This window comes from Paraglaciecola sp. 20A4, assembly GCF_011378905.1.
GTDB lineage: Bacteria > Pseudomonadota > Gammaproteobacteria > Enterobacterales > Alteromonadaceae > Paraglaciecola.
In genome coordinates this window covers 426554-433709 of sequence record NZ_WTPY01000002.1, presented here as the reverse complement: position 1 = coordinate 433709, position 7156 = coordinate 426554, and the positions used below count along the sequence as shown (strand labels likewise).

General features: G+C 40.9%; 6 protein-coding genes. 2 read left to right on the top strand and 4 right to left on the bottom strand.

Translation table 11 applies throughout. From position 1 onward, the window contains the following. Positions 1 to 280 precede the first annotated feature (280 nt). Positions 281 to 739: an RNA-binding protein gene (locus GQS54_RS04435; protein WP_166422792.1), complete on the top strand. Its 459-nt coding sequence runs from the start codon at positions 281 to 283 to the stop codon at positions 737 to 739. Positions 740 to 904: 165 nt separating this feature from the next. Here the strand turns inward: GQS54_RS04435 and GQS54_RS04430 are convergent, their stop codons facing one another. The 4 genes from GQS54_RS04430 to GQS54_RS04415 form a co-directional block, all read right to left on the bottom strand. Then, positions 905 to 2095, bottom strand: a complete 1191-nt coding sequence (locus GQS54_RS04430; RefSeq protein WP_166422791.1) for an amino acid aminotransferase — start codon at positions 2093 to 2095, stop codon at positions 905 to 907. 84 nt (positions 2096 to 2179) lie between these two features. Further along, positions 2180 to 2947 (bottom strand): NRDE family protein, encoded by a 768-nt coding sequence (locus GQS54_RS04425; protein WP_166422790.1) that lies wholly within the window; start codon positions 2945 to 2947, stop codon positions 2180 to 2182. 17 nt (positions 2948 to 2964) lie between these two features. Continuing rightward, on the bottom strand, positions 2965 to 3960 hold the full coding sequence (locus GQS54_RS04420) for an FHA domain-containing protein (protein ID WP_166422789.1): 996 nt from the start codon (positions 3958 to 3960) through the stop codon (positions 2965 to 2967). Next, positions 3951 to 5207 (bottom strand): serine protease, encoded by a 1257-nt coding sequence (locus GQS54_RS04415; protein WP_166422788.1) that lies wholly within the window; start codon positions 5205 to 5207, stop codon positions 3951 to 3953. Before GQS54_RS04415 ends, GQS54_RS04420 begins: the two co-directional genes overlap by 10 nt. Positions 5208 to 5876: 669 nt before the next feature. Here GQS54_RS04415 and GQS54_RS04410 point away from each other — a divergent pair. Then, the gene (locus tag GQS54_RS04410) at positions 5877 to 7118 is read left to right on the top strand and encodes a cystathionine gamma-synthase family protein (protein WP_166422787.1); all 1242 of its coding nucleotides are present in this window, start codon (positions 5877 to 5879) and stop codon (positions 7116 to 7118) included. Positions 7119 to 7156 lie beyond the last annotated feature (38 nt).

The following is a 7156-nucleotide window of genomic DNA, read 5'->3' as shown; positions in this document are numbered from 1 at the left end:
CAATTACCTGGGTAAACCCAGTGTCAGTGCAGCTGTTTTAGCGGCTGTCCCGAAGCGAGAGGCGCATTATAGAGATCAAAACTGACAGCGCAACCCTTTATTTAATAAAAATGTTTGAATGCTGGTTTTGTGCACAATTCATCGATTCTCAGGGTATATAATGGCTATTTACCTCTTTATAGAAAAATGTAAAGTGTTATTAGTTGGCGATTTTGTAATAAATGGTTAACATAGCTAGGCCTTATATTCTTAATAAACATACAATCTTTTAGGTAGACACATGAACTCACCCACTATAATAAATATAATCCTTGCCGTCGTCCTCGCTGTTGCGGGCTATTTCCTATTACCAGTAATAGCAGCAAACCTTGAACCTAACCTTGCGTTAGCGATTGGTTTATTACTTGGCGGTATTCTTGTACCCATTATTAGTACACAATTTTCAGGCGAATCTTCATCTGTTGAAGTTCAAGCTGATGATGAAAATAGCAAAACACTCTATGTTGGTAACTTACCCTATCGCGCAAATGAACAAGCGGTTCAGCAGCACTTTGAACTTCAGGGGCAAGTTCACTCTGTTCGATTGATGAAAGATCGCCGTACCGGCAAACGCAAAGGTTACGGCTTTGTAGAAATGACTTCAGCTGGTGCCGAGAAGGCAATTGAAAACCTAAATGATTCTGAGTTTCAGGAAAGAACGTTGAAGGTACGCATGGCGAAGGACAAGGTTGAGGAATAATCACCCACTATTTATTACTCAAATAAAAAAGCCGATGCATTGAAGTGACCCCCAGTAATTGGAATGTCCAACTATTGGGGGGCACTTCACATTGCATCGGCTTTTTTGTATCTAAGGATTTAGAGCTTCAGCACTAGCTAATTGCGCGAGCTGAATATTTGGAATTTATAAAACAGAAACTAAAGCTGATGCAAGGGCATCTACATTACTTTTGCTGATCCCAGCGATATTTACGCGACTCGAATCAACAAAGTAAACGCTATGTTTATTACGCATTTCTTGCACTTGCTCAGGTGTAATGCATAAATACGAGAACATACCTTTTTGTTGTTTTACAAAACTGAAGTCTCTTTGTGCGCCTTTTTCTACGAGCTTGTCGACTAATAAACCCCGTAAAGCTTGCATACGTGTACGCATAGCTTCTACTTCTGCAACCCATTCTGTGCGAAGGGGCTCATCACTCAAGATAATATCTACCAAAGCACCACCGTAAGATGGCGGCATAGAGTAGATACCCCGAGCGATAGATTGGATTTGCGTCTGTACTGCTTTACGTGCTTGCGTATTGGCAGTAACCATGACGGCCAAACCGACTCTCTCTCTATATAAGCCAAAGTTCTTAGAACAAGAAGCGGCAACAACCACTTCAGGTAGGTTATCAACAAGAAGGCGCAGCCCATAGGCGTCTTGCTCAAGACCATCTCCAAAACCTTGGTAAGCCACATCAACAAAAGGGATAAAACCTGTTTTCTGTGCTAGTTCCAATACGACTTGCCATTGCTCTGGTGTTAAATCTGCTCCCGTCGGGTTATGACAACATCCGTGCAGTAAGACTACATCCCCAGATTTAACCTGAGATAAAGTTTCGACCATTCCTTCAAAATTGATGCTGGCATCAGCTTTATTAAAATAAGGGTACGTCTGAATTTTGAGCCCAGCATTTCCGATTAATGGAATATGGTTAGCCCAAGTAGGATCGCTTACCCATACGGTTAGTTCACTGTTACAGCGCTTAATCAGTTCAGCCAATATACGCAAAGCGCCACATCCACCAGGTGCCTGAACTGCAGCAACGCGATCTTCTAATAACACTTTGCTACCTTTACCCAATAATAATTGCAGCATGCCGTCAATATAGCCGGGCACGCCTTGAGGGGTGATATAGGTTTTAGAGTCTTCTTTAGCCAACAATATCTGTTGCGCCTTGGCAACTGAAGATAAAATAGGGGTATGCCCTTGCTCATCTTTATATACACCGACGCCCAAATCGATTTTCAGTGGATTAGGGTCAGCTTTATAGGCAGTCGATAATCCCAAAATAGGATCTGCGGGCAATTGGGGCAATACTTCAAACATGATATTCCTTTGAATTTATGGTGAGATGGCTAAAACGGTGGACATTATGCCACCACCTGATGATTTTTCGAACTTAAAATATTGCTATTTTATATCGAAATCATAGCTATTTTCGGCAACACATTGCGCTTCATTATTAAAAGTTCGTTCTTGCCATGTTACATGCTGATATTTATCGACTAAGAGTAAAGTAGATGAGCGTGTTCCGTACTCGGGAGTTTGTATAAATATTGATGATAACTTGCGCTCCCAGTCGATAGGAATTCCTGTTTGAGGTAATGCTTCATCTTCAGCCTTTGTTTGGTTTTTAAGCAAGGAAAATAGCTGCTCACTCTCTAGCGTATGAGGGTCTTGGCAGTACTGAGTTAATTGAGCCATACCATGTAATATTTTTGGCCAAGGCGTATTTAGACTTGCATTTGATAAGCCATAAACCCCCGTTGTCAATTTTTCGGATTGTAATGTGTGATTGTTGAATACGTATAGGTTGTTCCAATCTCCAAACAACAGATTGAATCCATTGTAGTTATCACCTTCATTACTCAAACGAGAAAGGTAGGACTCGCTATCTGGTGAGCCCTGTAAATAGTGACTTACTAGCTCTCCTCGACTTAGCGCATCCGGATCGATGCGCTGCGGATCACGAATATTGGTTAGCGCTGCAAGCTTTCCTTGGCGATTAATACCCATCCATGTGCCACCGGCACGTAGGTCTTTACCTGCTAATAGATAAGGATAGTCTCGCCAAAATGCCGAAGCTTGAGTAGGACGCTCAAAAAACTCATCACGATTCGCTGCCACAATTAGCGGGTAGTCAGGATGCTGATTGACCGCAATAAATAATATACACATAACAATTCAATACCAAATTAATGAGCCTTTTCATCCTTGCGCTTAGCTCTTAAGTTTTCGACTTCAATTTGTTTATCAAGCTCTGTAAATAACGTCCCAGAATTTTCAACAAAGGAAGCCACATCTGATGCTGGGCGTAATTGATAGGCTGGGGGTAACATGGTGCTATCATATTCTGGATTGGCACTGAAATCGCCATTTCCTAACATGCCAATACTAACGATGGGGACAACAATAGCCAAGGTCATCATTATGCTAACGATGTTACGTCGACGATTGTTCTGATGGAAGGCTATAAATAATGACAACCACACGAAACCAAACAGAATAAAGGTGTAAACAACAAGCTCTAACCACAAAAACAGTACGGGTGCGTTAAAATTAAACGATAATAATTTCTCTACTAAATACAGGCCGTAAATAATAAACAAGGTAAGCCACAAGATAGAAAACTGACTGACTACTCGACTTTCTTTATTAAAAACTTTCCCCATCACTGCAAACGCAACGGGCCACGCACTGAGTATTGCCATTTGCCCCATTTCTTTGGGGAGCATGTCGAAAATACTGTAATCTGCGATACTGTTTAAGTAGCCCGAAATCATCGATAATACTAAGTACCCCAACGTCAGCAATATAGCTATTCCGCTATTCGACAGCCAACTCAAACTCTCCTCTAATTGACTGAGAGGCAATGCTGCGGAAACTGGCTGATTAGTGTTCACGACTTTTAAACGGGTTCGTCCAATCTTTAGAATATCGTCCCCTTCAAGCTTACCGCTCGCCAAACATCGTTTGTTCACAAATGTACCGTTGATAGTTTGGCAGTCTTCGAAATAAATTGTATTGTCTACGCTATCTTGGCGTATGCGAATGTGCTCCGCACTAATATAAGGATCTTCTAACCGTAAATCACAATGATGATCTCGGCCCACTAAAATTTCAGGTTTATTAAATTTAAAATACTTCAGAGTTTGGTCTTTACGTGACAGTAATTCGAGCACTATTGCCATGCTATCGCTCCCATAAACTGTTTGGTAAATCGCATAGCCGAATCCTGACTAACACCCGCTAATGTAAAATGACTAATTAACCCCTGAGAATCATGATTTAATGTTGCCCCTATATATAGAACATCATATAAATGTGGAAATTCTTTATAAGCACGCAAACAAAAGGTACTTTTGGTTTTGACCTGATGCTGATTGGTCACTATGTCTTGCTTACACTGATAATTATTGACATCATTTTTACTTGCTTGATTTCCCGCGCCGGCACCAGCAATACTGTCACTAAAAAATTCATAAAAACGATGAGTCCCTAACCTTTCGCTTTCAAGCCATTCAAACTCAATTTCAACACCACCTGTACGTAGACCACCATGAAGAAAGATTTCTTCATCTAAGCGACATCTTTTTTCAACCGACAAGTACAGCGCTTCTTGATCTGCACTATTTGAGTCCCCCCAACAAGCCAAAAATTCTTCGTCCAGGGTGGGAACTATCGCTCCCCCCAAGTGACTAGATTTCCACACGCCCGATTCGAGACGCTCAAAAAGATGCCGTTGATTCTCCATCAACTGAGTCGCGATTGTCTGTTTGTATTGTTTAGTAGATAACGGCGTCAATTCGCTATTTTCAAGCAATGTGTACACTTTGGTTAGCGGTACTAAAAAACCAATTTGATTCCCAGCGGTTGCCACATTTACTCCTACAACTTGACCATCAGGATTAACCACCGGCCCACCACTCATGCCAGGATTAATTGACCCCGTAAAATGAATGCGCTGATAAAAACTATTCTTTTTAATACCGTTAAACGTCCCAGGCACAACGATCATGCCTAAATCATGAGGGTTACCTAACGAATAAATACTACTGCCTTGCTCTGGTAAAGACTCTGATAGAGCAAAAAAATCAGTGCTGATTTTATCGGTTTGAACTTGCACAAGTGCTAAATCATTAACCACATCAATATTGATCACAGACAAATCACCCACGGACCCATCTGCTGCGAGATATTCGATCCGATACTTTTCAGGAAAATAAATATACTCTGAAACAACATGATAATTCGTTACCAGCACGCCCGAATCATTAATTTGAAAACCAGATCCAATGGATGATTTGTTACCGGAGCCCAATTCAATAATACGAATTTGGTAGAGTGCGGTTTGATAATGACTGAAAAGATTTTGTGCGGTTTGCTGACCAAATCCTATAGCACTGTACAAGGACAGAGCAAATAACAAATATCTCAAAATTCTAATTTCCTTTTTATCTTATTCGGGCAATCGCTGTAATACGCACTGAGGATAACATCTCGACTATTTGGGTGACATAGCGGGTCTTCAAGACTAGTGTAAAGTGGACCAGCAAAGAAAGAAATGGTTAGCAGATTAAATAATCTCCTACTGTGGTTGATGCATTACCTTAGAACGCTAACGCTTTTAGTTATTTAATAAAGACCAACACTTTACAAACTAAAAGTTAGCAGTTTGGCTAACAAATAGGCTGATTATCATCCTAGCTTTGCGCCTAAAGTACAAACAACCGTCGTATTCAAAAACAGGTTATTTATTCTCAAGGCCCGTTAAATATTGGCAACAGAGCAGGTAAATGCCTTAAAGTAACCTTCTGATTAATCAAATATTCGATAAAATTTGAGAAGCCGATTAAATGACTGTGTGCTTTGTCTCAGCCGAACCCTTTCTTTGATGGGGAATGAGAAGGCAAGTTGATTTATATATAGCGAATAGAACACCTCACTCGCAATTTTTTGAGAAAAAACGAGTTTAGTTAGCTTGTGTATTAGAAAATGAAGGGTTCCTAACAAGAATTAACCCGCATTTAACAGTATTTCAGCCCTGAGCATGCTAAATTTCCTGATAAAATAGCGACTACCATAACGCCCCCAGCGGAGATCAAGATTGAAAAACAAAGGTTTCACCACCCGTTTAGTACACGCAGATAGAGTTATTAATAAACCGCAAAATGGCGCTGTGCACCAAGCAACAAATAATTCAGTATTATTTGCCTTCGACAATGCACAAGACCTTGTTGATGTATTCCAAGGCAAGGCCGCAGGCCATGTTTATTCTCGTTCATCATCGGCTTCTAGCGTATCGTTGCAAAATATCTTATGTGAATTAGAAGAGGGAATTGGCGCAGTCACTTTTTCAACTGGTATGGCTGCAATAAGCGCGACACTCTTAAGTTTATTACGTGCTGGTGACCATATCATTATGAGCCAGTTTCTATTCGGTAATACCAGTAGTTTAGCCAGTACGTTACAAGGACTAGGTATTCAAATTAGTTATGTAGACGTCACAGATGTACAAAATGTGGCCGCGGTGATGACACCAGTAACAAAACTAGTTTATGCAGAAACGATTGCTAACCCGGCGACGCAGGTGGCAGATTTAAGTGCGATAGGTCAGTTATGCGAAGAGAATAAAATGCTGTTTATCGTTGATAACACTATGACACCAGCCAATATATTCTCGCCGAAAAGTGTTAAAGCTTCGCTTACTATAGCGTCTTTAACGAAATATGTTTCTGGCCACGGTAATGTGCTGGGTGGTGTAGTAATTGATACCGGCTTATTTGATTGGCGGGTATTTGAAAATATACTGCCGATGTATCGTTCCGCTGATACGCAGCAATGGGGCCTAACTCAAATCAAAAAGCGCGGATTACGCGATATGGGTGCCACATTATCACCTGAAGCAGCTCATAGCATTTCAATTGGCTTAGAAACACTTGCTTTACGCGTCGAGCGTATTTGCCAGAATGCTTTGCGTTTAGCAAGTTATCTGCATGGCCATGAGCATGTTCGACATGTTTATTACCCAGGATTAGCCAGTCATCCACAGCACTATATAGCCCGTGAATTATTTGCAGGTTACGGCGGTATTGTCAGCATAGATTTAGTCGAGAAAATCGATCCACTAGCGTTTTTGAATGAACTTAATCTTGTGCTTTGTGCCACACATTTAGGTGATACTCGAACGTTAGGATTACCTGTAGCACAGACAATTTATTTTGAAAATACTGCCGCGCAAAGAGCTGAGATGGGCATTAATGACAATATGCTACGTTTTTCTGTCGGCATTGAGGATGTCGATGACATAGTGGCTGACTTTGAACAAGCTTTCGCCGCATTACAATAATGCAGCTTGTTTAATTGAGTCAATGGACGAGAAACGAC

Coding starts and splice junctions, on each gene's coding strand:
- GQS54_RS04420 (WP_166422789.1), bottom strand. CDS start 3,960: ATGGCAATAGTGCTCGAATTACTGTCACGTAAAGACCAAACTCTGAAG.
- GQS54_RS04435 (WP_166422792.1), top strand. CDS start 281: ATGAACTCACCCACTATAATAAATATAATCCTTGCCGTCGTCCTCGCT.
- GQS54_RS04425 (WP_166422790.1), bottom strand. CDS start 2,947: ATGTGTATATTATTTATTGCGGTCAATCAGCATCCTGACTACCCGCTA.
- GQS54_RS04430 (WP_166422791.1), bottom strand. CDS start 2,095: ATGTTTGAAGTATTGCCCCAATTGCCCGCAGATCCTATTTTGGGATTA.